This is a genomic window from Lysobacter sp. GQ73 (genome assembly GCF_059758755.1).
In genome coordinates this window covers 268,358-293,217 of the sequence record NZ_JCAXEE010000004.1, presented here as the reverse complement: position 1 = coordinate 293,217, position 24,860 = coordinate 268,358, and the positions used below count along the sequence as shown (strand labels likewise).

The window sequence follows — 24,860 nt, the reverse complement described above, 5'->3', positions numbered from 1 at the left end:
GAGGAGTGAGAGGTGAGGGGCGAGGGGAGGAACTAGGAACTAGGGATTAGGAACGAGTAAAGCCTCGGGCTTCCGGCTTTTCGCTCACTTCTCACTCTTCCGCGCTCACTACTCCGCTCTCACTCCTCCGCACTCACTTCTCCTGCTCCTGCCCCCGCTCCTTCCCCTTCGCCGCCTCGGCGCTGGCGTGCCAAGCCTTCAACACCTCCGCCTCGCGTTGCGGCGCGATTCCGGCCTTGGGCTTGGCGCGGCGTTCGGCCGGCAGGCCCTGCCAGTAAGCGAGCGTGTCGCGCACGGTCTCGCCCAACGGCCGATAGCTCAAACCGGCCGCGCGCGCCTTCGCCACCGAGGTACGGCCGAAGCCGGCGTATTCGCCGCGCGCCGGAATCCACGCCGGCATGTCCTGCCAGGGCGACACTTTCTGCGCTTCAAGGAAGTCCGCCGGCACCCAGGTGACCGTCGACTTTGCCTTGGCCGCGCGCTGCGATTCGGCCAGCACCGCGCCCATGGTCAGCGCGCCCGGCGCGCCGTCGGCGTTATAGATACCGAAATGGCCGCGTTCGATCGTCGCCAGCAGGAAGGCCGCCAGGTCGCGCACGTCGATGAACTGGGTCGGGTCTTGCGCACTGCCCGGCGCCAGAATCTCGCCGCCGCGGTCGGCGCGCGCCGGCCAGTAAGTGAAACGGTCGGTGGTGTCGCCGGGGCCGACGATCAGGCCCGGCCGGACCACGGTGGTGCGCTTGGGCAGTTCGCGCTCGGCGGCCTGCTCGCACAAGGCCTTGAGGCCGCCGTAGGTTTCGCCCGTGACCTCGGTGACGTTCGGATCGGCCAGCACCGCAAGCGGCGAATTCTCGTCGCTGGGTACGTCGTTCTTGGCGTAAACCGAAATCGTCGACACCAGCACGTACTGCTTGACCCGCGGCGCGAGCAGCTTGGCCGAGCGCGTCACGTCCGCCGGCAGATACGCCGAGGTGTCGAGCACCGCATCCCACCGGCGCTCGCCTTCCAGCGCTTTCATGTCGGTCTTGCGATCGCCGTGCAATTGCTCGATATCGCTGAACTGCTCGCCGGAGAACTTGCCGGGATTGGTCTTGCCGCGATTGAACAGGGTCAGGGTGTGACCGTGCCTGCGCGCGATTTCGACGAAGTGCGGGCCCAGAAAGCCGGTACCGCCGAGCACCAGCAACTTCAACCGCGCCGGTTTGCGCAGGCTGCGCCCGAACGAGGGCAAGGCGAGCAGGCCGGCGCCGGCGGCGCCCGCGGCCAGGAAATCGCGACGACTGGTTTTCATGCTTCACCTCGTAGAGATCGGATGTCGGTGGGAAGATTCGAGGCCGCGCCCGGCAGGCCGCGTTGGGCGCGCACGATGCTCCAGGCGCTCACGGTCATGCCGGCGGCGGCGAGCACGCCGGCGGCGAATACCGCCTGGGTGCCGAATACGGCCAGGCCCTTATGGATCCAGACGAAAGCCAGGTCGGTGCCGCGGAACACCGCAGTGTCGATCACCGCCTTGCCCTTGTAGCGCGAGGGCCGGTCGACGCGGGTGTACAAGGTCTCGCGCGCCGGCTTGGCCAGGGCGAATTCGCCTGCGCGCTGCAGCACCTGCACGATCGCGACCATCACCGGCAACGGCGAGGCCAGCAGCACGCCGAAACCGAGCAGCAGAGTCAGGCCCGGCATCAATAAGGCCGGAGCGACGCCGTGGCGATTCAGCAGCCAGCGGGTCAGCAGCAACTGGGTCAGGATCGCGAGCAGGTTGACCGCGCTGTCGATGCGGGCGAAGTAACGCGTAGCGGCCTCGGCGCTGGGATAGAACTCGCGCGCGATCGCCGCCTGCTGGTTGTAGAGCAGGGTCGCCGCGCCGACGCTGAAGAACAGGGTGACCGCCATCGCACGCAGCACCGGCCGCTGCCAGACCAGCCGCAAGCCGGCCCAGATCGAGCCGCCCATCGCGCCCTCGCCGCTGGCGAGCCCGTGCTCGCGCTCGCGCCGGATCGCCCACGGCCGTAGCCGCACGATGCAAAGCACGCAGACCGACAGGAACGCCACCGAGACCAGCAGCAGATTGGCCACGCCGAGCGGTTGCACCAGCCATTGGGTCAGGATCGGACCGAGCACCGCCCCGGCGGTGCCGCCGGCACCGATATAGCCGTACAGGCGACGTGCCTGCGCGTCGTCGAACACGTCGGCCATGTAACTCCAGAACACCGTCACCGCGAACAGGTTGAACACCGCGGTCCAGACGAAGAACACCATGCCCCGCCCCGGCACCCCGGCATTGAAGGCCCAGTGGAAGGCCAGCAGGCAGGCGATGAACAGCACGTACACCACCGGCAGGAACACCCGCCGCGGAAACCGCGCGACCAGGGCGCCGTAGACCGGCTGCAAGGCCAACATCGTCACGAACGTGCAGGTGAACAACAACTGCAGCACGAAGTCCTTCAGCTCCAGGCCGTGCGCCTGCGCCCAGGCGATCATCGCCTGCGGAAACACCGTGGCCGCATCGGCCGAGGCGCCCATCGCATCGCGCACCGGACGCAGCACGTAATAGCCGCAGAGCAGGCAGAAGAAATACAGCAGCGACCACCACAGTGGCGCGTTCGCCGCGGCTTTCGGCGCAGCCTTCATCGCGCGCCCCCATACGGCGCACGCGGCATCGCAACACAACGCGCCGCGCCGCGCCGGCCGGCGTTCGGGCGATGCGCACCGGACCGGGCAGGATTGCGTCGGCCGGCCCTGCACTGAGCCGCGCTGCGCCGAGCCGCGCCGTACCGATTCGCACCGCGCATGCTGCGCCTCCTGATTCGCCCTCGCCCACCTTATCCAGCGCGGCGCCGGGCCGGCCTCTGCGGTTGGTCACACCCACTTCTGGCCTACGGTCGGCGGCGCCGGCACAGCACCGGATGCCGGTCGCGCGAAGCGTGTCCTCAGTGCGATTGGCCCCCGCCTTCCGCAGCCGCCCGCCCGATGCCCGTGCTCGCCGGCCGCGCCGCCGCCCGCAGGGTCAAGCGCGAAATCTCCGGCGGCACGCCGAAACGCACCGGCAGGATGCTGGTGCCGATGCCGGTCGAGACGAACAGGGACTTGCCGTGTTCGATCAGATAGCCGGCGGCGTAGCGCTGGTCGGCCGGCAGCACCGGGGTACCGATCCACGGCAGGCGCACCTGGCCGCCGTGGGTGTGCCCGGCCACGGTCAGCGAGGCGCGCGGCGGGATGTCGGGAAACAGGTCGGGGTTGTGGGTCAGGGCCAGTACCGGCGCCTCGTCGGTGACGCCGGCGAAGGCGCGGTCGATGTCGTGCGCGGCCTCCCATTTGTCGCCGATGCCGACCATCCACACCCGGCAGGCGCCGAGCTGCACCGCCTGCGCCTGATCTTCGAGCACGATCACGCCGGCCGACTCCAACGCCGCACGCACCCGTACCCCGTCCTTCCACCAGTCGTGGTTGCCGAGCACCGCGTAGACCGGCTTGCGCCGGGTCAGGGGCCGCAGGTGCGGCGCCATCTGCTCGGCCGACACATAGGTGCCGCCGAGCACGCTGAGTATCACGTAGTCGCCGGCCATCATCACCGCCTGGGCGTCGCTCGCGACCAGCCGCTCGACGATGCGGTCGAGCCGGTCGAGGCCGTTGTGCGGCGAGCCGGTGTGCAGGTCGGCGACGACGTCGACGCGCAGGCCTTCGCAGTCGCGCGACCAGTGCGGCAGACGAAACGCGTAGTCGCGTTCGACCAGTTGCCGCGGCTCCCAGAAGAAGCCCCAGGCGAAGCAACCGAGCCCGCACAGCACCGTACCGACGAACAAACGCTGCAGCCACAACTGTCGCGGCCAGGGCCGCCAACCGCGTTTCATGCCTTGGAAGTCTCCTGGGTTTCGGACGCGCCGCCGCGTTGCACCCAGCGCGCGACGTTCCAGCCGATCAATCCGGCGCCGGCGGCGACCGCGGCGCTGATGCCGGCCAGACCGGCGATGCCGACACCGACACTGCGCAGGCCGACCATCGTGGTCGCAACGGCGACGTCGCCGAAACGCCAGGCGGCGGTGTCGACCGCGTTCTTGCCCTTGTAGCGCAGGGTGCGCGCGGCGCTGCTGAACAGACTTTCGCGGGCCGGGCCGACCATGCCGTAGGCGAGCCCGCGGCTGATCACCAGCGCCATCGCCACTGCCGGCATCGGCAGCAGCATCGCCGCCATGCCCTGCGGCAGCATCGCGACCAGCGCGCCGTAGCCCGGGAACAACCGGGTCAGCGGCGCGTGCGGGTCGGCGACCAGCGCGACCAGCGACAGGATCGACACCGTCACCACCGACCAGACTCCGATCACCACCGCCGCGCCGCGTCGCGCCAGCAGCCACGGCGTCAACAGCAACTGCGCCGCCAGCGCGATCATGTTGGTCATCAGGTCCAGGTCGGCGGCGAAGCGCGTGCGCGCGACCGCGTCGACGAAGGTCGCCTTCGAGTAGTCCACCACCAGGCCGTAGTTGACCGTGCCGATCCAGTCGCCGAGCAACAGCAGGGCCGCCATCGAGCGCATGAACGGATTGGCGAACACCTGCTTGAGGCCGTCGAGCATGCCGCCGCCGATCGCCGATTCGTGCGAGGCCTCGAAGCGGCGGGCGCCGTGGACGCGCGCCCAATGCCCGAGCAAGGCCACGAACATCAGCGCCAGGCCGAGCAGGCCGGCCGAGACCATCAGCAGCGGCGCCACTCCGATCACCCCGACCAGCAGCCGGGTCAGCGCCGGCCCCGCCAGCGAACCGAGCGTGCCGGCGACCGCGATCAGCGGGAACAGGCGCCGCGCCTGGCCTTCGCTCCAGATGTCGGTCATGAAGCTCCAGAACACCGACACCACGAACAGATTGAAGACGCTGATCCAGACGAAGAACACGGTGCCGAGCGCGCGCGGGCTGAGCACGCCGTGGGCGCCGAACAAGGGCACGAAGCCGATCAGGCAGGCGATGAAGAAGCCGTACACCAGCGGCACCACGATCCGGCGCGGGTAACGCGAGACCAGGGCCGAGAACACCGGCGTCAGCGCCAGGGTCGCCAGGAAGGTCGCCGCGTAGAACCAGGGCAACTGGGTCGAGCCGACCGCGCCGCTGAGCTGGTCGCGGACCGGGCGGATCACGTAATAAGCGGTCAGCACGCAGAAGAAATACGCCAGCGAGAACGCGACTGCGCGCCACTCCCCGCTGTGGACGCGCCCGGTCTGCAGGCTGGCGCCTTGGACTGCCGACATTCCGTCGCTCCGTTGGACTGCCGGCGGTGCCGACGGTGGTGCGGGTGGTCGGCGCGCCGCCGGGCCGGGCCCGGTCTGATCGCCGCTGGCGGCGCCGCAAAGCGCCCGCCCGCTCGTTGCCGGCACGGTAGCCCAAGGCGTCGCGCACCGCCAGCGCCGCGTCCGGCGGCATCGGCATCGCGATTGGGAGCATATGCTCTAGTTTTGCCGCTTACGTTCGCGGCACGGTAAAGCGACCGATGCAGAGCAGCCCGAGAATGTCCCAAGAGTTCGACTACATCATCGTCGGCGCCGGTTCGGCCGGCTGCGTGCTGGCCAACCGCCTCAGCGAAGATCCCGACGCCCGGGTGCTGTTGATCGAAGCCGGTCCGCGCGACCGCCACCCCTTCATCCACATGCCCGCCGGGCTGGCCAAGCTGGTCGGCAAGAAAGGCGTGAACTGGAATTACGACACCGCGCCGGAAGCGCAGCTCAATCAGCGGGTGCTGTGGTGGCCGCGCGGCAAGGTGCTCGGCGGCTCCAGCTCGATCAACGCCATGTGCTACATCCGCGGCGTGCCCGGCGACTACGACGACTGGGCCGCGGCCGGCGCCAGCGGCTGGAGCTGGAACGACGTGCTGCCCTATTTCCGCCGTTCCGAGCGCAACAGCCGAGGCGACAGCCCGCTGCACGGCAGCCTGGGCCCGCTCTACGTCTCCGACCTGCGCTATACCAATCCGCTGTCGGGCGTGTTCATCGAAGCCGGGCAACAGGCCGGCTTCGCCGCGAACCCGGATTTCAACGGCCCGCAGCAGGAAGGCTTCGGCCTGTACCAGGTGACCCAGAAGAACGGCGCGCGCTGTTCGAGCGCGGTCGCCTACCTGGACCCGGCACGCGAACGCCATAACCTGCACGTCGTCACCGGCGCCCTGGTCAGCCGCATCACCATCGAACGCGGCCGCGCCACTGGCGTGACCTACAGCGTCGGCGGCCGCGCCTATCACCAGCACGCCGCGCGCGAAGTGCTGTTGAGCGGCGGCGCGATCAATTCGCCGCAGTTGCTGATGCTGTCGGGCATCGGTCCGGCCGAGGAACTGCGTCGCCACGGCATCGAGGTGCTGCACGACGCGCCGCAGGTCGGGCAGAACCTGCAGGACCATCTCGACATCTGCACCCTGCAGCACTCGACCCGGCGCGTGACCTACGACCGCCTCAGCGACCTGCGCATCGCCTTCGACTATTACCTGCGCGGCCACAGCGGCCCGGGCAGCAGCAACATCGCCGAAGCCGGCGCCTTCGTGCGCTCGTCGCTGGCGCCCGACCAGCGCCCCGACATCCAGATGCATTTCGTGCCGGCGATGCTCGACGACCACGGCCGCCATCGCCTGCCCGGCGACGGCTACACCGCCCATGCCTGCTTCCTGCGTCCGCGCAGCCGAGGCCGCATCGGCCTGGCCAGCGCCAGCGCCGGCGACAAGGCGCGCATCGAAGCCAATTACCTGAGCGACCCGGAAGGCTTCGACCTGAAGATGATGCTCGAGTGCGCCAAGCTCTCGCGCACCGTGTTCGCGCAGAAGGCCTTCGACCCGTATCGAGGCGCGCCGATCTTCCCGGCCCGCGACGACCTCAGCGACGCCGAACTGGTCGAGTTCGTGCGCGCCAAGGCCGAAAGCGTCTACCACCCGGTCGGCACCTGCCGCATGGGCGACGACCCGGCCTCGGTGGTCGACTCGCAACTGCGCGTGCGCGGGGTGGCGGGCTTGCGCGTGGTCGACGCCTCGGTCATGCCAAGCCTGATCGGCGGCAATACCAATGCGCCGACGATGATGATCGCCGAGCGCGCCTCGGACCTGATCAGCGGGCGGATCTGAGCCGGGCGGGCGCGCCCGGCCGAGCGCCGACCGAGCATCGATCGGGCCGCCGCGACGCGAGCGGGGCCTGCAACCGGATCGCCGCGACCGCCGGTCGCCTATGCGGGCGACTATCTGAACGAGGACCGCGCTGAGCCATTCATTCGGGCCATTAATGCCTGAAAAATCAGAATCCTGAATGCGCTTGTTGTCCAATTCCCTGAGATCGGCGCTAGAATCGTTGCAACCCGGCTCACGCAGGCGCTGCGACCGATGAAACACGACAAGCATCCGGGCTCGCCCCGGCGGTCACTCAATCCCTGGCGCCTGGGCACGCTCGCTGCCCTGTTGACCTTGACCCTGGGTTCGACCGCACAAACCTCGCTGCGCTGGCAGAGTCCGCAGGCGCCGGTCGCGCGCGCGCAAGGCGTCGACGGCACGCTCGCGCCGGGCCAACGCCTGATGCCGGCGCAGAATCCGAACGGCCGCGCGCTGCCGCTCGCCGCCGATTTCGACATCCGCCAGTTCGAGGCGATGGCGCAGCATCTGGTCGCCGATCAGCGCATTCCCGGCATGGCCATGGCGGTCGTGCACAACGGCCAGGTGCTGAGCGCGCGCGGCTACGGCATCACCGACGTACGCAACGCCGAGCCGATCGACGGCCACACCGTGTTCCGCCTGGCCTCGTTGTCGAAGAGCTTCGCCGGCACCCTGACCGGCCTGCTCGTCAACGACGGCACCCTGCGCTGGGACAGCAAGCTGGTCGACTACATGCCCAGCTTCCAGTTGGTCGACCCGGGCGCGGCGCGCCAGATCACCGTCGCCGACCTGCTGAGCCATCGCGTCGGCCTGACCCACAACACCTACGACCGCGATCTGGAGAACTACGCCGACTACCGCGTGCTGACCCAGAAGCTGGCGTATGCGCCGATGACCTGCCAGCCGGGCACCTGCTACGGCTACCAGAACATCGCCTTCAGCCTGATCGGCGACGTCGTGTTCGCCGCGACCGGCGACTTCTACAGCCAGGAAGTGCAGCGCCGCCTGTTCAAGCCGCTCGGCATGAACGACGCCAGCCTCGGCCTGGAAGGCATCACCGCCAGCGCGCGCTGGGCCAAGCCGCACGTGCGCGGCCGCGGCAACTGGGTGTCGCTGACGCCGAAGCCGACCTATTACCAGCTGCCGCCGGCCGCAGGCGTCAACGCCAGCGCCAGCGACATGGCGCAGTGGCTGATCGCCCAGACCGGCCACCGCCCCGACGTGCTGCCGCTGCCCCTGCTGGCGACCTTGCACCAGCCCCTGGTCGACACGCCGACCGAGATCCGCGGTTCGAGCTGGCGCCGCCAGCGCCTGAGCTCGGCCGGCTACGCGCTCGGCTGGCGCGTCTACGACTACGCCGGCCATCGCATGGTGTTCCATGCCGGCGCCGTGCAGGGCTATCGCGGCGTGGTGGCGCTGCTGCCCGAACGCGACCTAGGCATCGCCCTGCTGTGGAACAGCGAAAGCGGTCTGCCGACCGGCCTGCTGCCGACCATGCTCGATCGCGCGATCGGCTTGCCGCCGGAACGTTGGCTCGATGTCGGCTTCGACGATCCCGGCCTGTACGCGGCCGAATCCAACCCGGCCCAGCCGCGCGATCCCAACGGCAGCAACGCCCAGAAAGCGACCGCCGCACCGCGCTGAGACGGGCGCTTCCCGGCGCGACCGGTCGATCGAAACCAGACGGGCCGCGGCATTGCCGCGGCCCGTTTCGTTTGAACTAGGTCTCGCTGGATTCAGCCGGACGCCGACTGGGTTTCAGATCCGCCGACGCGGTCCGATGCGGCCGCTGCGCAGGCCCTCGCCGGTGGACGGCATGCCCTCATTGCGGCTGTTCTTCGAGCACCCGCTTGAGCTTGGCCAGGCCCTTGTCGTAATCCTTGCCGACCATCTTGTCGAGGACCAGGCCGAACCAGCGCGAGACCAGGTTGTTGCCGTGCGCGCTGTCGAGCGACCAGGTCACCCGGGTGCCGTCGCCCTCGGCCTTGAGGTCGAAGGTGCCGACCGCCTGGGTGCCGTCGAAGTCGAGCGCGTTGACGACCTTTTGCTGCGGCACCGACTCGGCGATGCGCTGGCTGCCCTTGCCGACCTTCGCGCCTTCCCAGGCCAGCGAGGCGCCGACGCCGGATTCGGGCCCGCTGAAGACGTACTTCGCGGTCGGCTCCAGTTCGTACCACGGCGACCACTCGTTGAAGCGCTTGTAGGAATCGAGCATGGCATGTACTTCGCCGGGCGGCCGATCGACCACGATGGATCGTTCGACATGGGTCTTGTCGGGCAGCAGGAAGCCGCCGGCGACGAACACCAGAGCCAGCAGTACGACGAGATACAGCAATCCCTTCAGCAAGGCTTTCATGACGCTCCCCCCGGGCTTAGGACCAGGCCCGATCCTAACCGCTGCCGCGGCGGCGGGAAGCGGCGGCGGCGGGTTCGCCGACGAGAGGCGCGTGGGGTTGGAAGTCGGGACTTGGGACTCGGGACTCGGGACTCGGGACTTGGGACTTGGGACTTGGGACTTGGGACTCGGGACTCGGGACTTGGGACTTGGGACTTGGGACTCGGGACTCGGGACTCGGGACTCGGGACTCGGGACTCGGGACTCGGGACTTGGGACTTGGGACTTGGGACTTGGGACTCGGGACTCGGGACTCGGGACTTGGGACTTGGGACTTGGGACTCGGGACTCGGGACTTGGGACTTGGGACTTGGGACTTGGGACTTGGGACTTGGGAACGGGAGTCGGGAGTCGGGAGTCTGATGGAGGGCTGGTGGCGCACGAGCCGGCCTGTCGTGGCTCGCCCGGGAGGGCAGCCGTCATCGCTAGTTCGGACGGCTGGAGCGGGACCGCCGCACCGCCCTCACGGCCTGATTCCGCGAAGGCAGACTCCAGAGAGTCATAAGGCATGGCGCTGAACTCTTCTGCCGTCCGGCCAGGGCGAGCAGCGCTCGGGCGTTCGCAAAGGCGCGAGCCAGTGGCTGGGAGTCTTTCGCACGCCCGGCCCTCGCGCACAGCGCTCGGGCGTTCGCAAAGGCGCGAGCCAGTGGCTGGGAGTCTTTCGCACGCCCGGCCCTCGCGCACAGCGCTCGGGCGTTCGCAAAGGCGCGAGCCAGTGGCTCGCGAGCGCCTTTGCTCACCCCAAAAAAAAACTCTCTCCCCGCCTGGGCTGCGGGGAGAGAGCTTGATTACGGCTTAATCGGGGTCTTTCTTATTTAGATCAGCGGAGCCGGGGTGGCCGGCAACGCAGCTGCAGCCTTGGACTTGCGGGCCTTCTTGGCGGCCTTCTTCGGGGCCTTCTTGGCGGCCTTCTTAGCAGTCTTCTTGGTCGCCTTCTTGGCGGTCTTCTTGGTGGCCTTCTTAGCCGCCTTCTTGGCGGTCTTCTTGGCGGCCTTCTTCACAGCCTTCTTGGCGGTCTTCTTGGTCGCCTTCTTGGCTGCCTTCTTGGCGGTCTTCTTAGCAGTCTTCTTGGTCGCCTTCTTCGCAGTCTTCTTGGCCGTCTTCTTGGTGGCCTTGCGTGCGGTCTTCTTGGCGGCCTTCTTCACGGTCTTCTTGGCTGCCTTCTTGGCGGTCTTCTTGGTGGCCTTCTTGGCAACCTTCTTCGCGCCAGTTTTCTTGACAGCCTTCTTCGTCGCCTTCTTGGCGGCGGACTTCTTAGCAGCTTTCTTAACGGCCATGTGATGGCTCCTCGTCAGTGGTGATCAGGGATTGATCAGTGGTGGTGCGGTAAGCCCAGTGGAAAGGGACTCTGTGAAGACAGAGCCGCGGGAGTCGGACCCGCGTGCAACCGCCGACGCGCAGTGCGCGCCGGAACGGATCGGGGATCGCATCCGGCCGCAGGCGCGGCGGGACCGATGGCGCGTCCGCCCGGAAGGCGGACGGAGGGGGCCGCAAAGGGGCGCGGCCAAACAAAAACCCGGCCCGCCGAACGCGAACCAGGTTGCATGGAACAGGACGCCAACGATGTCATCTGGGTTTTGGATGTCATCGGCGAAGAGAGTGCGGTCAACATTTCTGCAGAGGAAGCGAATCCTGCGTCCACCGTTTTGACTGTCCGGGCGGAGGTCCGTTTTGTGCTGCATGTTGTCGCGCTGGGTTTTCTCACTCTCGTCTGCAGGAAACGTCTGCTGGGCGAAACCTAATCACGCTTTTTCATACTGTCAACAACCGAGCCTGTTTTTTTTCAGGCCCGCCCGCCCCGGCGGCGGCGGCGTCGGTCGCGCGCTCGTTCGTCGAATACGCGCGCACGCATCCGGTCGATTCGCGACGGGTCTCTTTCGACATCGCTGAAACCCAAGCGTGGCGCGGGTTTCGGCGATGCGATGTTTTTTCGCGCGGAGTTTTTTCGATAACGCGCACGGTCGCGCAAGGCTGTCGAAGGCGATCTTCGAAGGCGAATCCGGAAGAAAAAATTCCGCTCCGCGGCGGCCGCCGATTTCGCGTCGCACAAGCCGAATTGCGCGAAACTGCGCGAACCGTTTTCGGCCTCGAGCGGCGCTCGGCCACCGTCTCGACGGAACGAGGAGCGCGCCGACGCGACGACGCGCTCGGTCGAACGACGGCGACGGACGACGTCGCCGAGCATGTGTGTCTGCGCCTCGGCGGCGCCGACGAACGGCGACGCCGGCATGCGCGGCGACGACCGTTCGTCTGCCGAAGTCGCCGCGCTCGCGCCTCGATGCGGCGCGAGCACGGCGAACTGGAAAGCGTTTTCCGAAGTCGGCCAAGACCGACCCCACCAGCGTGCCCGGCGTTCGCCGACGCTGTCGCCGGCCTGCCTCGAAGATTCGCCGAAACGCAAAAAACCGCTTGTTTTACGCACTGTGGCGCCGAGCGCGCCGTTCGCGCACGACTCCGCCCGTCGCGTCGCGGAGCGCCGCACCGGTCGCGGCGCGCTCGCCTCGGGCGCGACGCGGCGAGGCGACGCGAGCGGCGCGCGGGTGGCTTCGCCGCCAGATCGGCGGCGAGCAAACGGTGCGCTCTTCACGCCGAGTCCACGCGCCGCGCTCGGCTCGTCGTGTCGGGCGAGCAGCGTCGTCGTCGGTCGCGACCGTGCGTCCGACGGACCGGCGACGACGCCTCGCCGCGCACGACCGCGTCGATGGCGTCGCGACCACCTCCGGCATCGGAGCGCATCGCCGGTCGCCGACTCGCCGTCATGTCGTTCGCCTTGCCGCCCTCGCGTCGACCGCTCGTCGGCCGAGTCGCCGAGCGCCGCGGCGAAACCGGAATCGCACCCGCGCTCGCCTCGCCCCAGCCGAAGCAAAAACGGGAACGCGACACCGGCCGCCGCGTTCGCGATCCAGGTCTGCGTTCTCCCGCGTCGGCCGCACTCGCCCGCCGCGGCGCAACCGGACCGCCGAACCCGCGCTCCGCCGCCGCATCGCCCGAACGAAAACGGGAAGCGGGGCCGGCCGCCGCGCTTGCGGTCGGGGTCGATGCACCCCGCCGCCCGCGTCGGCCGCACTCGCGTCGCGGCGAAACCCATCCCGAACCCGCGCTGCGCCGCCCAAACGAAAACGGGGAGCGGAGAACCGGCGGCCGCGTTCGCGGTCCGGTTCTGCGCTCCCCGCTGCCGCCGCCCTCAGGGCGACGGTGCCGGATCGGCCGGGATCAGTGGTCGTCTTCTTCGAGCAGTTCGGCGTAGTCGTCCGGGCCCAGCAGCTCGTTGAGCTGATCCGGCTCGTCGATCTCGACGGTGTAGATCCAACCCTCGCCGTAGGCGTCTTCGTTGATCGTTTCCGGCTTGTCCGCCAGCGCGGCGTTGACCGCGGTCACGGTGCCGGAGACCGGCGAATAAACGTCGGAGGCGGCCTTGACCGACTCGACCACCGCCGAGGCGGTGCCGGCTTCGACGCGGTCGCCGATGTTCGGCAGTTCGACGTAGACCAGGTCGCCGAGCAGGCCTTGGGCATGGTCGGAGATACCGACCGTGACTTTGCCGTCGCCTTCGACGCGGGCCCACTCGTGGGATTTCATAAACTTCAGATCGCCGGGGATTTCACTCATGGCTGGCCTCGAACGTGACGGGAGCGGCTGGTAATGGCGGGTAGTTTAACGATGCGGGAGCTACATGCCACAGGGACGGCGGCCGGAACGTCGGCGGGCGCGTTCAACCCGCCCTCCCGCCGTCGTCGACCCGGTACGGCGCGCGAGCGCTGAGCAGCGCCTCGCGCAACGCCTCGACGCGGTCCTGGCCCCAGAACGGTTCGCCGTGCAGCACGTAGCCGGGCAGGCCCGGCAGGTCGGCGGCGATCGCCTGTGCGGTGTAATCCTGATAGCGCGCGGCGACCTCGGCGGTGTCGGCAGCGGCGATGATCGCCTCCGCATCGTGACCGCGATCGCGCAACAGGCGCGCGACCGTGTTGCGGTCGGCCAGGTCCCGGTCGTGCGCCCAGATCGCCCGGAACGCGGCGTCCATGTAGTCGGCCGGATCGGCGCCGGCCTCGACCAGGGCGATCGCGCAACGATCGGCCAGGCCGGGATCGACCGGGAAGAACTTCGGCGCCAGGTTTAAGGGCAAGGCGCGCTGCTCGCGGGCGCGCTGCAACTCGTACAGGCGATAACGCTGCCGCGCCGGCGCGCGCTGGCCGAGCGGCAGGCCGCCGTTGGCGGCGAACAGCTCGAAGATGCGCACCGGCTTGTAGACCAGGCGCGCGCCGCCCGCCTGCGCCGCCTCGAGCACGGCGGCGTGGCCCAGGTAGGCATAGGGCGAGATCAGGCTGAAGTAGTAATCGACGTGGACCATGGCGGTGGCGACGTCAGACCAGCACGCCGTCCTGGGCCTGGCCGTCGCGCACGAACGGGAACTTCACCACCCGCACCGGCACTTCCTTGCCGCGGATGTCGACGCGGACGTTGCCGGCGGTGCCGAACGGAATCTCGCCGGCCGGCACGCGTGCGAAGGCGATCGACTTGTTCAGCGTCGGCGAGAAGGTGCCCGAGAGGATCTCGCCCTCGCCGTGCGCGGTGAGCACTTTCTGGCCGTGGCGCAGCACGCCCTTCTCGTCCATCACCAGGCCGATCATCTGGCGCGCGGCGCCGCTGGCCTTGAGCTGTTCGAGCGGCTGGCGGCCGATGAAGTCGCGGCCCTCGTCGAGGGCGATGGTCCAGGCCAGCGCGGCTTCGTACGGCGACACGCTGTCGTCCATGTCCTGGCCGTAGAGGTTCATGCCGGCTTCCAGGCGCAGGGTGTCGCGCGCGCCGAGACCGGCCGGCTTGACCCCGGCGGCGAGCAGCGCATCCCACAGCGCCACCGCGCGGTCTTCGGGCACGACCACTTCGAAACCGTCCTCGCCGGTGTAGCCGGTGCGGGCGACGAACAGTTCTATGCCGTCGGCGGTTCGGGCCTGCCCGGCGACGAACTTGCCGAGCTTGCCGATGCGCGCGCGGTCTTCCTCGCGCAGCAGGCCGATCAGCTTGTCGCGCGCGCTCGGGCCCTGCACCGCGATCATCGCCAGTTCCGGACGCTCCTGGACCTCGACGCCGAAGGCCCGGGCCTGCCCGCCGATCCAGGCCAGGTCTTTCTCGCGGGTGGCGGCGTTGACCACCAGGCGGAAGAATTCTTCCTCGAGGAAGTACACGATCAGATCGTCGATCACCCCGCCCTGCGGATTGAGCATGCAGGTGTACAGCGCCTTGCCCGGTTTCTGCAGCTTGTCGACCGAATTGGCGACCAGGTGGCGCAGGAACTCGCGGGTGCGCGCGCCGCGCAGGTCGACCACGGTCATGTGGCTGACGTCGAACATGCCGGCGTCGCGGCGCACCTGATGATGCTCTTCGATCTGCGAGCCGTAGCTGATCGGCATGTCCCAGCCGCCGAAATCCACCATCTTGGCGCCGAGTGCGCGGTGGGCGTCGTTGAGGATGGTCTTCTGGCTCATGGGGCGCTGCCTGCTCTGCTGGGGAGGTTGAGCCGGCGATTATCCCAGAAGCGCGCGTCGCCCGTGGGGCCCGCATTCGGTACGCAAGCGCATGGAGACGCGCCGCGTGCTCCAAAGAGCAGGAGCGGCGCGAAGCGCGTCCGCGAAACTGAGCTCAGATGCCAAGGAGCACGCTCGCGGTTTACAGGTCCGGCCACGCGGCGAAGCGCTGCGGCGACCGATGCCGGGGGCGGCGGCTGCAGAGCTCTGCGACCAACCTCGCAAGCGTGCCGCATTGCGATCCCGCCGCCGGTTCTACTCCCCTTCGGCGCCTTCGTTGTAACAACTTACTTCGGTTGGCTTGACTTCGACGAAGCGTCCCTTGCGGCGATCCAGGCGTACCGCCCAGCGCGAGGCGTCGAACATCTCGCGCGCGTCGGCGTTCTCGACCGCGGTATCGATGATCGCGATCACGCCCGGATCGCCGACGCCATCGATGACACAGGTCGAAATCGACACGCGTTCGCCGCGCAGCAGTTTCGGATAAGGCACCACGTCGGTGATCTTCCAGCGCGCTTCGTTGCCGATCCGGCCGACCAGTTCGGCGGCGTAGAGCTTGAGCGAGCGGTCCTCGGCGTCGTCGATGGTGCCGATGCTGCGGGCGCAGATCTGCTCGGCGCTGCGCCCGGAGCCGACGCAGCCGCCGGTGTTGGATTTGAAGCCGTCCGGGAACGGCGGCACCACGCGGCCGATCCAGGTCTCGGCGCCGCCCGGTTGGCCGGCCAGGCAGGGAACGGCCGTGCACAGCAACGCGAGCATCGCCGATGTGCGCATGGCCGTCATCGTCTCAGTCCACCGCTTCGACCCGCAGGGTCATGCCGTCGGTGCCGATCACCCGCACCGCCGCGCCGGCCGGCAACTCGGGGCCGCTGACGTCCCAGTACGCGTCGGCGATCTGCACTCGTCCGCTGCCCTGGACGATGCCGCGCTCCAGGGTCACCACCCGGCCGACCAACTGTTCGGCGCGGCGGTTGAGCAGGGGCCGGTCGCTCTGGCGCTCGCGGCCGCGGAACCAGGTGCGGTAGACCTGGATCGAGACGAAGCTGAGCAACACGAACGCGGCCACCTGGGCCAGCACGCTCAGTCCCGGGAACACCAGTACCAGCCCGAACATCACCGCCGCGGCCAGGCCGAGCCAGAGCATGAAGGCGCCGGGCGCCATCGCTTCGGCCGCGAACAGCAGCAGCGCGATCGCGGCCCAGGTCACGGTCTGCCAGTTCCAAGCCATGGTTCAGCCTCCGCTGCGCGGCACGGGCGGCGGCACCACCCGGCTGGGCTGGCGCTCCAGCGCTTCCTTGGCCAACTCGCCGATGCCGGCGAGCGAGCCGATGATGCCGGCCGATTCCATCGGCATCATCACGAACTTCTGGTTCGGCGCTTCGGCCAGCGACTTGAAGGCCTCGATGTATTTTTGCGCGATGAAGTAATTGATCGCCTGCACGTTGCCTTGCGAAATCGCGTTGGACACCATCTCGGTCGCCTTGGCCTCGGCCTGGGCCAGGCGCTCGCGCGCTTCGGCCTGGCGGAACGCGGCCTCCCTCTCGCCCTCGGCTTCGAGGATCACCGACTGCTTCTCGCCTTCGGCCTTGAGGATCGCCGCCTGGCGGAAGCCCTCGGCCTCGAGGATGTTGGCGCGCTTCTCGCGCTCGGCCTTCATCTGCCGCGCCATCGAGTCGACCAGATCGCGCGGCGGCTGGATGTCCTTGAGTTCGATGCGGTTGACCTTCAGCCCCCAGGGGTGGGTCGCCGCGTCGACCGCGTTGAGCACCTTGGTGTTGATCTCGTCGCGCTTGGACAACGACTCGTCCAGGTCCATCGAACCGATCGCGGTGCGGATGTTGGTCATGACCAGGTTCAGGATCGCGATTTCGAGCGTCGCGACTTCGTAGGCGGCCTTGGCCGCATCCTGGACCTGGAAGAACACGATGCCGTCGACCTTGACCACCGCATTGTCCTTGGTGATCACGTCCTGGCTCGGCACTTCCAGCACCTGTTCCATCATGTTGATCTTGCGGCCGACGCCGTAGATCACCGGGACCAGAAAGTGCAGGCCCGGGTCCATGGTGTGGGTGTAGCGGCCGAAGCGCTCGACCGTCCATTGATAGCCCTGCGGCACCATGCGCACGGTCTTGAACAGCAGCACCACGCCGGCGAACACCAGTACCGCAGCGAGCAATGTCGCTCCCATGTCTCCCCTCCTCCCTGTCCGTTGACTCAGTATAGGGCTTGGCCGCGGCTGCGACCCTTCACGCCCCTGGCGCATCCTTGTCCTGGAATGCCGACCGAAACCCCGCCCCCGCCGTCCCTCCCGCCCGATCCGGCGCGCCCGGTGTCGAGCTTCGCCATAGACGTGCCGGAGGCGCTGCTGACCCGCGCCCGCTCCGGCGAAGGCGCGGCGTTCGAGCAGATCTACCGCTGGTTCGAGCGGCCGGTATTCACCCTGGCGATGCGGATCGCCGGCGACCGCGACGAGGCCACCGAAGTGTTGCAGGACACCATGCTCAAAGTGTTGACCCGGATCGGCGATTTCCGCGGCCATCGCGACGGCAGCGGCACTCCGTTCTGGGGCTGGCTGCGGCAGATCGCGGTCAACGAATCGCTGATGCGTCTGCGCAGCCGGCGCCGCGACCATGCGGCCGAGCCGGACGACGAATACCTCGCCGACGACCGTACCCCGCCGCCGCCCGCGGCGGCCGACGCGGCGGCGCTGGGCCGCGCCCTGGCGCAGTTGCCGGCGCCGACCCGCAGCGTGCTCTGGCTGTACCACGCCGAGGGCTACACCCACGAGGAGATCGCGGCGCTGATGCAGCGCACGCCGAGCTTCTCCAAATCGCAACTCGCTCGTGGCGGTCGGCGCCTGCGCCAGTTGCTGGAGTCGGGCATCAAGCACAACGATCTGGAGCAGGCCCATGCCTGACCGCACTGACCACCCCCCTTCCACACCGCCGGACTGGTCGTCGGCGTTCGCGCGACTGCCGCCGGAAACGCCGCCGGCCGACGGCTGGTCGCGCATCGCCGCGACCCTCGCCCGGCGCGGCGTCCTGCCGGCCGTGGACGGCACGCCTGCGGACGAACCGATCCGCCCGCATCCTTCAAACGATCCGGTCCAGATCGAACCCCGCAGCGCCGCCGCGAACGCACGGCCGCGCCAGCGCCAGGGCCGGCGATGGATGATCGCGGCGATGTTGGCCGCCGCCCTGCCGCTGGGCCTGTGGCTGTCGCTGCGCGATCACGGCCCGGGTCGTACCGATGCCGGCGCCGATGCGGTCGCGCATTCCGCTGCGGCGCCCGCGGCGGCGCAGCCTACGACCGCGAAGCCGGCCCCCGACGCTGTCGCCTATTCGCGGCACGGCGCCGCGCCGGCTGCCGTCGCTATTGCCGAGGCGTCCGAGCCCAATCCCTCGTCACCGGAGATCCCGGCCACGGCGACCACGCCGGCACCCGCGCCAGCCCCGGCCACCGACCGCATCGCAGCCACGCCGGCGCCGCGACGCGTGCAGGGCCGGCCGATGCGCTCGCCCACGCCCGACAGCGCGGCCCCCGATTCCGCGACGGGCCAGCTCGCAGCGATCCCGCCGGAAGTCTCCGCGCCGACCTCCCCGGACACGGCGTCCACCGCCGCGACCGCGCTCGCCTCTATCGACGACGAGGCCGGCCTGCTGCGCGAACTCGGCGACCTGCAGGCCGAATCGGCCCAGCTCGAGGCCTTGGTCGCGGCCACCCGCGACGAACAGGTCGGCAGCGCCGCCGCCACGGTGATGAGTTCCGAACTCGACGAACGCGTGCGCCTGATCGACGCCACCCTGATCGCCGGTTCGCTGCCCGCCGCGCAACGCCTGGCGCTGTGGCAGCAGCGCGTCGGCGCGCTGCGGACCCTGGCCGGGGTGGAGAGCACGCAACGCTGGTTCGCCGCGCGCGGCGAACGCTACGACGACGCCCTGGTTCGCGTCGACTGATTCCTTCATGCCGTACCGGAGACCGATATGCACCGCTTCTTCCTGACCGCACTGCTGTCGACCGCGATCGGCAGCGCCCTGGCCTATGCGCCGGCCGGCGCCGCGGCCCCCGCGCCGACGCCCCTCGGCGAGCTCTCGCCGAGAGTGACCGTGCACCGGATGGACGGCGAGCGCCCGATGCTGATCGCCCAGGTGCGGCCGCACGTCGTCCAGCAAATCCGTGGCCTGCCCGATCCGATCGCCAAGCCGGTGCTGATCCGCGACGAAATCCGCGGGCCGCAGCTCGGCGTGATCCTGGCGCCCGACGCCAAGGCCGGCGTGCGCATCGTCGCGGTCACGCCCGACAGCGCCGCCGCCAGGGCCGGCCTGCGCAGCGGCGACCGCCTGCTCGCGGTCGGCGACAAGAACATCGTCGGCGCCGACGGCGAGGCGCGCCTGGCCGACGCCCGCGCCCTGCTCGGCCGGCTCGAAGCGCGCAAGCCGCTGCGCATCCGCTATCAGCGCGACGGCCGCGACGCCACCGTCGAGGCGACGCCGCAGCTCGGCGAACGGGTGATGGTGTTCGAGAGCGGCGACGGCTCGCAGTTCGTCACCAGCGGCCAGGTCATGATCCGTCGTTCGGTCGACGGCGAGATGGAAGTTTCCGGCGACCGCATGGAGTTCACCCCGGCCGACGCGGTGGTCGTGCCCCGCCTGCGCACCGAGATCGTCCGTCTCGGCCCGGAGGACTGCAAAGACAAACCCTGTCCGCTGCCGGCGATCAGCGATGCCCTGCGCTGGAATGGCCTCAACCTGGCCTCGGTCGACGCCAGACTCGGCCGTTACTTCGGCGCCGAGCGAGGCGTGCTGGTGCTCAGCACCGGCCCCGAACTCAAGGGCCTGGAACCCGGCGACGTGATCCAGAGCGTCGACGGCCGCCGCGTCGATACGCCCCGCCAGACCATGGAGGCCCTGCGCAACAAACCCGAGGGCAGCCAGGTCGAGGTCGGCTATCTGCGCGACCGCGCCAGTGCCAGCACCCGGCTCAAGGTGCCCAAGGCCGTGCAATGGACGCCGCCGCGCCCGCCACGGCCGCCGGTGGCGCCGCTGCCGCCGCGCCCCCCGGTCGCACCAGGCGCACCGCGTGCGCCGCTGCCGCCCGCACCACCCGCTCCACCGAGCCCGCCGACACCGCCCCAGGCCAAGGCGCCGCCGCTGCCGCCCGCGCCGCCGGCCTGGGCGATCGCGGACGACCGACGCCTGCACCGGGTGTACTGACCCGGCGAAGGCCGGCTTCGACGCAGACGTATAACGAGTACGAAAACGAAACAGAAAGGCCGGGCGCTCAGCCCGGCCTTTCCTGTATCCGCCCTGCGCGCCGCTTACTCGGCGGGCGCCGCGGTCACCCACTTGGCGAACACTGCATCGATCTCGCCGTCGGCGACGTTTTTGCCGTCCTCGAGCTTGGCCGCTTGCTCGAACAGAGGAATGATCATCGCCATGCCGTCGATCTTGGTCTTGAGCTGCACGCCCGGGGCGCGGCCGAGAAAAGCGTCCCAGCGCGCGCGGACCTTGGTCCAATACCCCTGGGTCGCGTTCCAATAGGTATACGCCGGCTTGAAGTCGACTTCGACGGTCTTCTGGTAATCGTTGAAGCCGAACTCGCGCGCCAGCTCTTCCTGGCTGCCGTCGGGCTTGCGCAGCACTTTGGTGTTGAACTGCTCGTGGGTCCAGCCGTTCGGAGTGATGGTGTGGCGATTGACCGCGGAGACCGCGTTGTAGTCGCTGCGCTTGGTGTATTCGCGCCGCGGCAGCGGCCGCCAGCTGGCGTCGCTGGTCCAGGTCGCGACGCCGTTGCGGTAGTCCCAACGGCCGGTGCCGCAGTAGCGCGGCGCGTCGCTGACCTCGTACACGCACTGGGTCCAGGCCCCGCGATTGAGCTCGGCCGGGATCTTGCGCACGTGCCAGGTCTGGTCGGCGCTGAACTCGAAACGCTGCGGCGCCTCGTACACCCAGTCCTGGCGCCAGTGCTTGGTCACGTGGCCGCTCTTGGCGTCGACCAGGATGTGCTGCAGCACGAGCTTGCGCGGGCTGTCCTCGACCACGATGACGGTCTCGTTGCCGCCGCTGCGCATCGCCGGCGCGCGCTCGTAGCCGGGCTTGAGCAGGACGGTCTCGTCGAAGGCGAAGTCGACGATGTATTCGCCCTTCATCGCCAGGATCGAAGCGCGGTCGCGCTCGATCGCAGCCTCGGCGGCCGGCACGGGAGACAGGGCCAGCACCGCGGGGCTGGCAAGAACGGTGAGGGCCAGCAGGCTGGCGGTGTACAGACGTCGGGTCATGGCTGAACTCGATGATTCTCGGTTGGCTGAAGGATTCGGATGAAGGAATGCGGATGAAGGGATTCGGATAGCGCAGCGACGCGGCCGGCTCAGGCGTACTGCGGCGGGGCGCCGTCGCGCAAGCCCGAGGCCATGCAGCAGCACACGTGCGCCTGCGGGCGCAGGCGCGCGCCCTCGCCGGCGGCGATGCGGCGCGCGTGCGCATGGCCAAGCTGCGACAGCCCGGCCGCATCGGCAAGCAGGACGCAATGACCCGCCTCGTCGTGCAGCACGTGCAGGCGCAGCACCTCGGCGCGCCAGCGGCTGCGCAGGCGCCGCCACCAGCGACGGCGCAGACGCGGCCACAGGCCGCCGCGCGCCTCGGAGCCGCGGTGCGCGGGCAGCTCGGCGGCGGCATCGTCCCAGGCCAGGAAGTCGCTGTCGGGCAACAGATACAAACGCCAGCAGGCACGCCCGGCGCCGTTGCGGAACAGCAAGCCCTCGCACGAGGCCTCGCCGTCGTGGCGGACCAGCCGCTCGGCGCTGTGCGCCTGCAGCCAGCCGTCGAGCGCGTCGCGATGGCGCGAGGGATACACGCACAACACCGTCGCGACCGCGGCCAGGCGCTCCGGCGCCGGCAGGCCGGCGCGATCGAGCCTCGCGGTCGGCGACGGCGCGCGCATGGTTTACCAGCTCACCGCCACGCTCATGCCGACGTTGCGGCCGGGCGCGGTGTAGCGGTCGACGATGGCGCTGCCGGCGCTGAGGCCGGGCAGATTGGCGCCGTCCCAGTACTTCTTGTCGGCGAGATTGAACACGCCGGCGTTGAACTGGGCGCCGGGCGCGAAGTCCCAGTGCGCGAGCAAGTCGAGCACGCCGTAGCCGGGCGTGGCGAAGCGGTTCGGCGCCGGCAGGTCGGTCTTGCGGTGGGCGAAACGGCCGGCCAGTTCGAGGCCCCAGCTTTCGCGGTCGTAGGCCACGCCGAGGGTGGCGGTCAACGGCGCGACCGACTCCAGCGGCCGGTCGCTGGTCTTGTCCTCGCCCTCGCTCCAGGCCGCCGCGCCGCGCAGCGACCAGCCGGCGAGGCCTTCGGAGAGCTGGGCGAAGTCGATCCCGCCGCGCAGCTCGACGCCGCGGATGCGCGCCTTGGCGACATTCTGCGACTGGAACACGATCAACGGCGTCTGCGGCGGTGCGCTGACCTGGCGGTTGGATTCGATGAAGTCCTGGTAGTCGTTGGAGTACACCGACAACTGCGCATACGCCGCGGCGGTGCTGAAGCGCAGACCGATTTCGTAACCGTCGCTGGTCTCGGGCTTGAGGTCCGGGTTCGGGATCGCGGTGTAGCCGAACTGCAGATTGGTGAAGCCGAGGTTGACGTCGCTGTAGGGCGGCGCGCGGAAGCCGCGCTGGTAGCCACCGAACAACGACCAGTCCTCGGCGAAGTGCCAGACCGCGCCGAGCTTGGGCGAGACGCTGGTCTTGCTGAGGTCGCTGATCTCCACCCCGGGGTTGTCGGCGTTCCAGATCGGGTCGTGCTGCGGACGCAGTTCGTAACGGTCCACCCGCACCGCCGGTACCAGGCGGAACTTGCCGTCGGCGAAGCGGATCTCGTCCTGCACGAACACACCGGCGTTGCGGGTCTTGCTGACCGGGAAATCGCGCACCGGGAAGGTGTCGGGCGAGATCACGCTGCTGACCGCGCCGGTGGTCAGGTTGATCGCGCGGCCGTCGCGCTTCTGCCGGAACTCGGTGGCTTCGTACTCGAAACCGTAGGTCAGGGTGTGCTCGACCGCGCCGCTCGCGAAGTCCTTGTGCGCGGTGGCCTCGGCGCCGTACACGCGCTGGTCGAAATTGAACTCGCGCAGGCGCAGGGTCGGGCCGACCTCGCGGCCGCCGATCACGCTGACGCGCTGCTCCCGGGTGCGCTGGGTGGTCTCGCTGTCCTGGCGATAGATCTGCCAGCGCAGCGAATCGGCGAGCACGCTGTCGAGGCTGTCGATTTCGTGCGCGAACGCGACCCGCGCGCGGGTCTGGCGATCGTCGCCGGTCTGCGACAGCACCCGCACCTGCGGCGCACCCGGCATCGACAAGGCGGTGCCGCGGGCGCTGAAGACCTGAGTGTCGGTCTGGTCTTCGCTGCCTTCCACGGTCAGGCGAAAGCGCTGGCGGCCGCTCGGCGCGTACACCAGTTTGCTCAGCAGGCTGCGGCCGTCGCTGCTCTGCGGGTTCGGACGGGTGCGGCGCGCGTCCAGCGCGGCGTTGCCGCCCTGGTTGCCGGTTTCCTCGCCCTGGTGATGATTGAGCACCACCAGGCCGGACCAGCGCTCGCCGCCGAACGCCGCGGTGGCGCCGCCGAACAGGCTTTCGTTCTTGCCGTCGTAACCGGCCTTGAGGCCGAAGTAACTGCCGGCATCGTCGTCGAGGTAGTCGGCCGGGTCCTTGGTCGCGAACGAGACCACGCCGCCGAGCGCGTCGGAGCCGTGCAGGGCGCTGCTCGGGCCGCGCACCACCTCGACTTCCTTGACCGTGTCGAGGTCGACGAAATTGCGGCCGGCGCTGGAGAAGCTGCCGATCGAGAAACCGTCCGACACCGAGATGCCGTCGACCAGCACCCGCACGCGGTTGCCGCCGAGGCCGCGGATGCGGATGTCGCCGAGACCGAAGCGTTCGCTGTTGGCGCCGACTTCGATGCCGGGCTCGTAGCGGAACAGGTCCTTCAGGTCGCGCACCAGTTCGCGGTCCATGCGCTCGCGGTCGATCGCGCCGACCGTCGCCGGCACGTCCTGCACGGCACGCTCGGTGCGGGTGGCGCTGACCACGACCCGCTGCATTTCGTTGACGTCGGCGCTGTCGGCGGCTTCGTCCGCGGCGGCGGCCGCCGGCAGGGCCAGCATCAAGGCCAGGGCGAGCGCGGAGCGCACCGGTGCGCGCAGGGACGGGAAAGCGGAACGGGCGGGCACGGCAATAGTAGGAACGCAGGACATTCGGTCGGACTCGGTAGTGGTTTGGCCGAGGCGAGCGGGCGTCCGTTGCAACGACTGTGCAAAGCGGAGGGGCTGGCAGCCTTGAGAGAGAAGGTGCTGGCGAGTCGGCCGGAGCCGACGCGCCATACCGCGCCCCTGCCGGAGCGCGGTATGGCGGATGACGCGGGCGTTACTGCGTCGGATCGGGGCACCGATCGGATCGAGCGCCGATCCGATCGGAAAGCGGCTGCGGCCGGAGGGGCCTGCCGGATCGCGCCGGCCACGCCGATCGCCGGGTTACTTGGTGAGGATCAGCTTGTCGTTGCGGGTGTGACGCAGGCGATAGACCTCGCCGCCATGGCGGATCAACACTTCGCGCGCGCCGCGAAGCAGCGCCGTGCTCTCTACTAGGACGCCCTGGGCGGCGGCGACGACGGCGGAGGTGGCCGACGCCGAAGCGATCGAAGACACGGCGGCAGGCGCCGGGACGGCCGCCAGGGGACGTTCGGCACGGGGTTTCAGTTGCAGCACCGGATTGCGCAGAGACATGACGGTGGCTCGTTGGGGGTGGGCTCGACAAGAATGATAATGATTCTCATTTGACAGTCAACACCCCGACA

The 24,860-nt window shown here is 69.3% G+C and carries 23 protein-coding genes; 6 read left to right on the top strand and 17 right to left on the bottom strand.

Features of this window, described 5'->3' with window-relative positions; all coding sequences use genetic code 11:
• Positions 1 to 133: 133 nt before the first annotated feature.
• The 4 genes from AC6CH2_RS13860 to AC6CH2_RS13845 all read right to left on the bottom strand — a co-directional run bounded on the left by AC6CH2_RS13860 (position 134) and on the right by AC6CH2_RS13845 (position 5,233).
• On the bottom strand, positions 134 to 1,291 hold the full coding sequence (locus AC6CH2_RS13860; protein WP_498269731.1) for an NAD-dependent epimerase/dehydratase family protein: 1,158 nt from the start codon (positions 1,289 to 1,291) through the stop codon (positions 134 to 136).
• Entirely contained in the window at positions 1,288 to 2,628 is a 1,341-nt protein-coding gene (locus AC6CH2_RS13855; protein WP_435395005.1) for an NTP/NDP exchange transporter, read from the bottom strand. The genes AC6CH2_RS13860 and AC6CH2_RS13855 overlap by 4 nt, the downstream gene beginning before the upstream one ends.
• A gap of 299 nt (positions 2,629 to 2,927) precedes the next feature.
• Positions 2,928 to 3,848 (bottom strand): metallophosphoesterase, encoded by a 921-nt coding sequence (locus AC6CH2_RS13850; RefSeq protein ID WP_498269730.1) that lies wholly within the window; start codon positions 3,846 to 3,848, stop codon positions 2,928 to 2,930.
• Positions 3,845 to 5,233, bottom strand: coding sequence for an NTP/NDP exchange transporter (locus tag AC6CH2_RS13845; protein ID WP_498269729.1), 1,389 nt, complete (start codon positions 5,231 to 5,233; stop codon positions 3,845 to 3,847). Before AC6CH2_RS13845 ends, AC6CH2_RS13850 begins: the two co-directional genes overlap by 4 nt.
• A gap of 257 nt (positions 5,234 to 5,490) precedes the next feature.
• On the opposite strand from AC6CH2_RS13845, the gene AC6CH2_RS13840 reads away from it, so the two are divergent.
• Together AC6CH2_RS13840 and AC6CH2_RS13835 are read left to right on the top strand one after the other, a co-directional pair.
• Positions 5,491 to 7,083 (top strand): GMC family oxidoreductase, encoded by a 1,593-nt coding sequence (locus AC6CH2_RS13840; RefSeq protein ID WP_498269728.1) that lies wholly within the window; start codon positions 5,491 to 5,493, stop codon positions 7,081 to 7,083.
• 252 nt (positions 7,084 to 7,335) lie between these two features.
• Positions 7,336 to 8,745, top strand: coding sequence for a serine hydrolase domain-containing protein (locus tag AC6CH2_RS13835; protein WP_498269727.1), 1,410 nt, complete (start codon positions 7,336 to 7,338; stop codon positions 8,743 to 8,745).
• 178 nt (positions 8,746 to 8,923) lie between these two features.
• Here AC6CH2_RS13835 and AC6CH2_RS13830 read toward each other — a convergent pair whose 3' ends face one another.
• Together AC6CH2_RS13830 and AC6CH2_RS13825 are read right to left on the bottom strand one after the other, a co-directional pair.
• A complete protein-coding gene (locus AC6CH2_RS13830; protein ID WP_498269726.1) occupies positions 8,924 to 9,457 on the bottom strand; it encodes an SRPBCC family protein in 534 nt (177 codons plus the stop codon).
• Positions 9,458 to 10,311: 854 nt separating this feature from the next.
• Positions 10,312 to 10,773 carry a hypothetical protein gene (locus tag AC6CH2_RS13825; RefSeq protein WP_435394999.1) on the bottom strand — a complete coding sequence of 154 codons (462 nt, stop codon included), beginning with the start codon at positions 10,771 to 10,773 and terminating at the stop codon, positions 10,312 to 10,314.
• A 267-nt stretch (positions 10,774 to 11,040) separates the two neighbouring features.
• On the opposite strand from AC6CH2_RS13825, the gene AC6CH2_RS13820 reads away from it, so the two are divergent.
• Positions 11,041 to 11,238, top strand: coding sequence for a hypothetical protein (locus tag AC6CH2_RS13820; RefSeq protein ID WP_057917171.1), 198 nt, complete (start codon positions 11,041 to 11,043; stop codon positions 11,236 to 11,238).
• Between the two features lie 41 nt (positions 11,239 to 11,279).
• On the opposite strand, the gene AC6CH2_RS13815 is transcribed toward AC6CH2_RS13820, so the two are convergent.
• The 7 genes from AC6CH2_RS13815 to AC6CH2_RS13785 form a co-directional block, all read right to left on the bottom strand.
• Complete coding sequence (locus tag AC6CH2_RS13815) at positions 11,280 to 12,083, bottom strand: hypothetical protein (protein WP_498269725.1); 804 nt, start codon at positions 12,081 to 12,083, stop codon at positions 11,280 to 11,282.
• 626 nt (positions 12,084 to 12,709) lie between these two features.
• Positions 12,710 to 13,105, bottom strand: a complete 396-nt coding sequence (gene gcvH / locus AC6CH2_RS13810; RefSeq protein WP_435397184.1) for a glycine cleavage system protein GcvH — start codon at positions 13,103 to 13,105, stop codon at positions 12,710 to 12,712.
• 103 nt (positions 13,106 to 13,208) lie between these two features.
• Positions 13,209 to 13,844 (bottom strand): 2-hydroxychromene-2-carboxylate isomerase, encoded by a 636-nt coding sequence (locus AC6CH2_RS13805; RefSeq protein ID WP_498269724.1) that lies wholly within the window; start codon positions 13,842 to 13,844, stop codon positions 13,209 to 13,211.
• 13 nt (positions 13,845 to 13,857) lie between these two features.
• Positions 13,858 to 14,979 (bottom strand): glycine cleavage system aminomethyltransferase GcvT, encoded by a 1,122-nt coding sequence (gcvT, locus tag AC6CH2_RS13800; protein ID WP_498269723.1) that lies wholly within the window; start codon positions 14,977 to 14,979, stop codon positions 13,858 to 13,860.
• A 294-nt stretch (positions 14,980 to 15,273) separates the two neighbouring features.
• Entirely contained in the window at positions 15,274 to 15,792 is a 519-nt protein-coding gene (locus tag AC6CH2_RS13795) for a hypothetical protein (RefSeq protein ID WP_498269722.1), read from the bottom strand.
• Between the two features lie 13 nt (positions 15,793 to 15,805).
• Positions 15,806 to 16,246 carry an NfeD family protein gene (locus AC6CH2_RS13790; protein ID WP_435397188.1) on the bottom strand — a complete coding sequence of 147 codons (441 nt, stop codon included), beginning with the start codon at positions 16,244 to 16,246 and terminating at the stop codon, positions 15,806 to 15,808.
• Positions 16,247 to 16,249: 3 nt separating this feature from the next.
• The gene (locus AC6CH2_RS13785; RefSeq protein WP_498269721.1) at positions 16,250 to 17,206 is read right to left on the bottom strand and encodes an SPFH domain-containing protein; all 957 of its coding nucleotides are present in this window, start codon (positions 17,204 to 17,206) and stop codon (positions 16,250 to 16,252) included.
• Between the two features lie 141 nt (positions 17,207 to 17,347).
• Here AC6CH2_RS13785 and AC6CH2_RS13780 point away from each other — a divergent pair, with 141 nt between their 5' ends.
• From AC6CH2_RS13780 to AC6CH2_RS13770, 3 genes are read left to right on the top strand one after another with little or no spacing between them, the layout of a single operon-like run.
• Positions 17,348 to 17,935, top strand: coding sequence for an RNA polymerase sigma factor (locus tag AC6CH2_RS13780; protein ID WP_498269720.1), 588 nt, complete (start codon positions 17,348 to 17,350; stop codon positions 17,933 to 17,935).
• Positions 17,928 to 18,974, top strand: a complete 1,047-nt coding sequence (locus tag AC6CH2_RS13775; protein WP_498269719.1) for a hypothetical protein — start codon at positions 17,928 to 17,930, stop codon at positions 18,972 to 18,974. Before AC6CH2_RS13780 ends, AC6CH2_RS13775 begins: the two co-directional genes overlap by 8 nt.
• Before the next feature lie 27 nt (positions 18,975 to 19,001).
• Positions 19,002 to 20,231: a PDZ domain-containing protein gene (locus tag AC6CH2_RS13770; protein ID WP_498269718.1), complete on the top strand. Its 1,230-nt coding sequence runs from the start codon at positions 19,002 to 19,004 to the stop codon at positions 20,229 to 20,231.
• 104 nt (positions 20,232 to 20,335) lie between these two features.
• Here the strand turns inward: AC6CH2_RS13770 and AC6CH2_RS13765 are convergent, their stop codons facing one another.
• The 4 genes from AC6CH2_RS13765 to hemP all read right to left on the bottom strand — a co-directional run bounded on the left by AC6CH2_RS13765 (position 20,336) and on the right by hemP (position 24,789).
• Positions 20,336 to 21,295 (bottom strand): DUF6607 family protein, encoded by a 960-nt coding sequence (locus tag AC6CH2_RS13765; protein ID WP_498269717.1) that lies wholly within the window; start codon positions 21,293 to 21,295, stop codon positions 20,336 to 20,338.
• An 89-nt stretch (positions 21,296 to 21,384) separates the two neighbouring features.
• Positions 21,385 to 21,957 carry a Hemin transport protein gene (locus tag AC6CH2_RS13760; RefSeq protein ID WP_498269716.1) on the bottom strand — a complete coding sequence of 191 codons (573 nt, stop codon included), beginning with the start codon at positions 21,955 to 21,957 and terminating at the stop codon, positions 21,385 to 21,387.
• A 3-nt stretch (positions 21,958 to 21,960) separates the two neighbouring features.
• Complete coding sequence (locus tag AC6CH2_RS13755) at positions 21,961 to 24,237, bottom strand: TonB-dependent hemoglobin/transferrin/lactoferrin family receptor (protein WP_498269715.1); 2,277 nt, start codon at positions 24,235 to 24,237, stop codon at positions 21,961 to 21,963.
• 300 nt (positions 24,238 to 24,537) lie between these two features.
• Positions 24,538 to 24,789, bottom strand: a complete 252-nt coding sequence (gene hemP, locus AC6CH2_RS13750) for a hemin uptake protein HemP (protein ID WP_498269714.1) — start codon at positions 24,787 to 24,789, stop codon at positions 24,538 to 24,540.
• Positions 24,790 to 24,860: the final 71 nt, after the last annotated feature.

Bases quoted from the DNA above. Each gene is read 5' to 3' on its own strand.
- AC6CH2_RS13855 (WP_435395005.1), bottom strand. From the start codon at position 2,628: ATGAAGGCTGCGCCGAAAGCCGCGGCGAACGCGCCACTGTGGTGGTCG.
- AC6CH2_RS13770 (WP_498269718.1), top strand. From the start codon at position 19,002: ATGCACCGCTTCTTCCTGACCGCACTGCTGTCGACCGCGATCGGCAGC.
- AC6CH2_RS13790 (WP_435397188.1), bottom strand. From the start codon at position 16,246: ATGGCTTGGAACTGGCAGACCGTGACCTGGGCCGCGATCGCGCTGCTG.
- AC6CH2_RS13775 (WP_498269719.1), top strand. From the start codon at position 17,928: ATGCCTGACCGCACTGACCACCCCCCTTCCACACCGCCGGACTGGTCG.
- AC6CH2_RS13845 (WP_498269729.1), bottom strand. From the start codon at position 5,233: ATGTCGGCAGTCCAAGGCGCCAGCCTGCAGACCGGGCGCGTCCACAGC.
- gcvH (WP_435397184.1), bottom strand. From the start codon at position 13,105: ATGAGTGAAATCCCCGGCGATCTGAAGTTTATGAAATCCCACGAGTGG.
- AC6CH2_RS13850 (WP_498269730.1), bottom strand. From the start codon at position 3,848: ATGAAACGCGGTTGGCGGCCCTGGCCGCGACAGTTGTGGCTGCAGCGT.
- AC6CH2_RS13820 (WP_057917171.1), top strand. From the start codon at position 11,041: ATGGAACAGGACGCCAACGATGTCATCTGGGTTTTGGATGTCATCGGC.
- AC6CH2_RS13835 (WP_498269727.1), top strand. From the start codon at position 7,336: ATGAAACACGACAAGCATCCGGGCTCGCCCCGGCGGTCACTCAATCCC.
- AC6CH2_RS13760 (WP_498269716.1), bottom strand. From the start codon at position 21,957: ATGCGCGCGCCGTCGCCGACCGCGAGGCTCGATCGCGCCGGCCTGCCG.
- AC6CH2_RS13765 (WP_498269717.1), bottom strand. From the start codon at position 21,295: ATGACCCGACGTCTGTACACCGCCAGCCTGCTGGCCCTCACCGTTCTT.
- AC6CH2_RS13795 (WP_498269722.1), bottom strand. From the start codon at position 15,792: ATGCGCACATCGGCGATGCTCGCGTTGCTGTGCACGGCCGTTCCCTGC.
- AC6CH2_RS13805 (WP_498269724.1), bottom strand. From the start codon at position 13,844: ATGGTCCACGTCGATTACTACTTCAGCCTGATCTCGCCCTATGCCTAC.
- hemP (WP_498269714.1), bottom strand. From the start codon at position 24,789: ATGTCTCTGCGCAATCCGGTGCTGCAACTGAAACCCCGTGCCGAACGT.
- AC6CH2_RS13825 (WP_435394999.1), bottom strand. From the start codon at position 10,773: ATGGCCGTTAAGAAAGCTGCTAAGAAGTCCGCCGCCAAGAAGGCGACG.
- AC6CH2_RS13860 (WP_498269731.1), bottom strand. From the start codon at position 1,291: ATGAAAACCAGTCGTCGCGATTTCCTGGCCGCGGGCGCCGCCGGCGCC.
- AC6CH2_RS13785 (WP_498269721.1), bottom strand. From the start codon at position 17,206: ATGGGAGCGACATTGCTCGCTGCGGTACTGGTGTTCGCCGGCGTGGTG.
- AC6CH2_RS13830 (WP_498269726.1), bottom strand. From the start codon at position 9,457: ATGAAAGCCTTGCTGAAGGGATTGCTGTATCTCGTCGTACTGCTGGCT.
- gcvT (WP_498269723.1), bottom strand. From the start codon at position 14,979: ATGAGCCAGAAGACCATCCTCAACGACGCCCACCGCGCACTCGGCGCC.
- AC6CH2_RS13840 (WP_498269728.1), top strand. From the start codon at position 5,491: ATGTCCCAAGAGTTCGACTACATCATCGTCGGCGCCGGTTCGGCCGGC.